The organism is Pseudomonas sp. GD03858 (assembly GCF_029840925.1).
Taxonomy (GTDB): domain Bacteria; phylum Pseudomonadota; class Gammaproteobacteria; order Pseudomonadales; family Pseudomonadaceae; genus Aquipseudomonas.
In genome coordinates this window covers 1-3802 of the sequence record NZ_JAOCDM010000201.1, presented here as the reverse complement: position 1 = coordinate 3802, position 3802 = coordinate 1, and the positions used below count along the sequence as shown (strand labels likewise).

Here is a 3802-nt window from a genome sequence, read left to right as displayed (position 1 = left end):
CGCCGCTCCTACAGGGGCGTGCTGAATTCGACTCACACCAGTTCTTTGAGCCGATACCAGAGCATGCCCAATGCCAGCAACGGCGAACGCAGCAGCTTGCCGCCGGGGAAGGTGGTGTGCGGCACCTTGGCGAACAGATCGAAACGACCACTTTGCTGGCCACTGATCGCCTCGCCGAGCAGGCGCCCGGCCAGGTGGGTGGCGTTCACCCCATGGCCGGAATAGGCCTGGGCGTAATAGACGTTGGGCTGGCTGGCCAGGCGGCCGATCTGCGGCAGGCGGTTGGCGCCGATGCCGATCATGCCACCCCACTGGTAATCGATGCGCACGTCGGCCAGCTGCGGGAACACCTTGAGCATCTTCGGGCGCATGTAGGCGGCGATGTCCTGCGGGTCGCGGCCCGAGTAATGGCAGGCACCGCCGAACAGCAGGCGATGGTCGGCGGACAGGCGATAGTAGTCCAGGGCCACACGCTGGTCGCACACCGCCATGTTCCGTGGCAGCAGCTGGCGGGCGCGTTCCTCCCCCAGTGGCTCGGTGGCGATGATGTAGCTGCCGGCGGGCAGCACCTTGCCGCCCAGCTCGCGGTTGAGATCGTTGTGGTAGGCGTTGCAGCACAGCACCAGGGTCTTGGCCCGCACCCGTCCTTGTGCGGTATGCACCTTGACCTCGGCGCCGTACTCGATGCGAGTGACTTCCGACTGCTCATGCAGGTGCACACCCAGTCGGCTGGCCGCGGCGGCTTCGCCCAGAGCCAGGTTGAGCGGGTGCAGATGGCCGGAACCCATGTCGATCAGACCGCCGACATAGCGATCGGAGCCCACCACCGTGTGCATGTCGCCGGGCTGCACCAGGCGCAGTTCGTGGCGGTAGCCCAGGCTGCGCAGTTCCTCGGCGTCCGCGGCGAAGCCTTCCAGCTCGGCGGGCTTGTTGGCCAGGTCGCAGTAGCCCCAGGTCAGGTCGCAATCGATGCCATGGCGCTCGACGCGCTCGCGGACGATTTCCACGGCCTCCAGGCCCATCAGTTTCAGGCTGCGCACGCCGTCCTCGCCGAGCACCGGGAGAAACTGCTCGAGGCCGTGGCCGACGCCACGGATCAGCTGACCGCCATTGCGCCCGCTGGCCCCCCAGCCGATCTTGCGGGCCTCGAGCACGATCACCGACAGGCCGCGCTCGGCCAGCTCGATGGCGGTGTTCAGGCCCGAGTAGCCACCGCCGACGATGCACACGTCGGCGCTGTGCTCGCCTTGCAGGAACGGATGGTCTGGGTGTGGCGCGCTGCTGGCGGCATAGTAGGAGGCGGCGTGCTGCGCGCTGTGGACCATGGGTCGATTCCTGGGTTGAGACGAAAGGGGGAAGGATAGGCAGCTGGCCAATCGCGGGGCAAGCCCGCTCCCACGCCAGTATTTAAGTGGACTGCCCCCAAGGGTTGGATTGGTGTCCAACTTCTTGGGGGCAGTCCATAAGCGTGGGAGCGGGCTTGCCCCGCGATTGGGCTTATAATTCAACCTTATTTATTGCTCTGTCCTCGGCCATGTCCTGCAACCGTCACAAGATCCACTTCCTACGCGAACTCATTCCTTCGTTCGAATGCGAGCCCGGCTGCCATGACTGCTGCGGCCCAGTCACCACGTCCGCCGAAGAAATGGCCCGCCTGCCGCGCAAGACCCAGGCCGAGCAGGACGCCGCCCTGGAGCGCCTGGACTGCGTGCACCTGGGGCCGAACGGCTGCACGGTCTACGAAGAACGCCCGATGATCTGCCGCCTGTTCGGCACCACCCCGCGCCTGGCCTGCCCCCGTGGCCGAGGGCCGGCGCAACCCATCGAGCCTGCGGCCGAGCAACTGGTCCACCAGTTCATCGCCACGACCCGTCAGGTGCTGGTCTGAAGCCTCAGTCCGGAATCGGCAGGCACAGGCTCTCTTTTACCTCTTCCATCACGATGTAGCTCTTCGACTCGCGCACATGGGGCAGCTTGAGCAGGATGTCGCCGAGCAGCTTGCGATACGACGCCATCTCCGAAATGCGCGCCTTCACCAGGTAGTCGAAGTCGCCCGACACCAGGTGGCATTCCAGCACGTGAGGCAGCTTGAGCACGGCGCGGCGGAACTCTTCGAAGGTGTCGCCGGACTTGTAGTCCAGGCTGATCTCGACGAACACCAGCAGGCTGCCCTTCAGGTGCTGCGGATTGAGCCGGGCGTTGTAGCCCATGATGATCCCCTCGCGCTCCAGGCGCCGCACGCGCTCGGTGCAAGGGGTGGTGGACAGCCCGACCTTCTCGCCCAGTTCGGTGAAGGAAATACGCCCGTCATTCTGCAGGATCCGCAGGATGTTGCGGTCGATCTTGTCCAGTTCACGTTTGCTCTGGTGCTGGGTTCTCATAGGGGATGCCCCTCCGTGAAAGGCGATTTTGCCGAGAATTCTCGCCAAATATAGCTGCTTATATAGTGAATAGCACTGGTCGGAGATTCATATACTGCGCGCATCCATGCCATTTCAACAAAAGACTGCGGCAAGCCGCGTGCGAGGGATACAACAATGCGAGTTCTGGTACTTGGTAGCGGTGTGATCGGAACCGCCAGTGCCTACTATCTGGCCCGGCAAGGTTTCGAGGTCACGGTGGTCGATCGCCAGCCGGCGGTGGCCATGGAAACCAGTTTCGCCAACGCCGGCCAGATCTCGCCCGGCTATGCCTCGCCCTGGGCCGCCCCGGGCGTGCCGCTCAAGGCCATCAAGTGGCTGCTCGAGCGCCACGCGCCCCTGGCCATCAAGCTGACCGGCGATGTCGACCAGTACCTGTGGATGGCGCAGATGCTGCGCAACTGCACCGCCAGTCGCTATGCGGTGAACAAGGAGCGCATGGTGCGCCTGTCCGAGTACAGCCGTGACTGTCTCGACGAGCTGCGCGCCGAAACCGGCATTGCCTACGAAAACCGTAGCCTGGGCACCACCCAGCTGTTCCGCACCCAGGCACAGGTGGACGCCGCGGCCAAGGATATTGCCGTGCTGGAACAATCCGGCGTGCCTTACGAGCTGCTCGACCGCGACGGAATCGCCCGCGTCGAGCCGGCCCTGGCCGGGGTGAAGGACATCCTCGCCGGCGCCCTGCGCCTGCCCAACGACCAGACCGGCGACTGCCAGCTGTTCACCACCAAGCTGGCCGAAATGGCCATCAAGTTGGGCGTTGAGTTCCGCTTTGGCCAGGACATCCAGCGCCTGGACTTCGCCGGCGATCGCATCAACGGCGTATGGATCGACGGCAAGCTGGAAACCGCCGACCGCTACGTGCTGGCCCTGGGCAGCTACTCGCCGCAGATGCTCAAGCCTCTGGGCATCAAGGCCCCGGTGTACCCGCTCAAGGGCTACTCGCTGACCGTGCCGATCACCGACGGCGACATGGCGCCGACCTCGACCATTCTCGACGAGACCTACAAGGTCGCGATCACCCGTTTCGACAACCGCATCCGTGTTGGCGGCATGGCTGAAATCGCCGGTTTTGACCTGTCGCTGAATCCGCGTCGACGCGAAACGCTGGAGATGATCGTCAACGACCTTTATCCTCGCGGCGGCGACCTGAGCCAGGCAAGCTTCTGGACCGGCCTGCGCCCGGCAACCCCCGATGGTACCCCGATCGTCGGTGCGACCAAGTTCCGTAACCTGTTCCTCAATACCGGTCACGGCACCCTGGGTTGGACCATGGCTTGCGGTTCCGGTCGCCTGCTGGCCGACCTGATCGCGCGCAAGAAGCCGCAGATCAGTGCCGAAGGCCTGGACATCTCGCGCTACGGCAGCAGCCGCGAAGC

The 3802-nt window shown here is 64.7% G+C and carries 4 protein-coding genes; 2 read left to right on the top strand and 2 right to left on the bottom strand.

The window, feature by feature from the left end; all coding sequences use genetic code 11:
* Positions 1–32: 32 nt before the first annotated feature.
* On the bottom strand, positions 33–1325 hold the full coding sequence (locus N5D48_RS25900; protein ID WP_279888967.1) for an FAD-binding oxidoreductase: 1293 nt from the start codon (positions 1323–1325) through the stop codon (positions 33–35).
* Between the two features lie 209 nt (positions 1326–1534).
* On the opposite strand from N5D48_RS25900, the gene N5D48_RS25895 reads away from it, so the two are divergent.
* Complete coding sequence (locus N5D48_RS25895) at positions 1535–1888, top strand: YkgJ family cysteine cluster protein (RefSeq protein ID WP_186732203.1); 354 nt, start codon at positions 1535–1537, stop codon at positions 1886–1888.
* Positions 1889–1892: 4 nt separating this feature from the next.
* Here the strand turns inward: N5D48_RS25895 and dadR are convergent, their stop codons facing one another.
* A complete protein-coding gene (dadR, locus tag N5D48_RS25890) occupies positions 1893–2381 on the bottom strand; it encodes a transcriptional regulator DadR (RefSeq protein ID WP_003258963.1) in 489 nt (162 codons plus the stop codon).
* 156 nt (positions 2382–2537) lie between these two features.
* On the opposite strand from dadR, the gene dadA reads away from it, so the two are divergent.
* A partial coding sequence (gene dadA, locus N5D48_RS25885; protein ID WP_279888964.1) for a D-amino acid dehydrogenase occupies positions 2538–3802 on the top strand: 1265 nt, incomplete at its 3' end.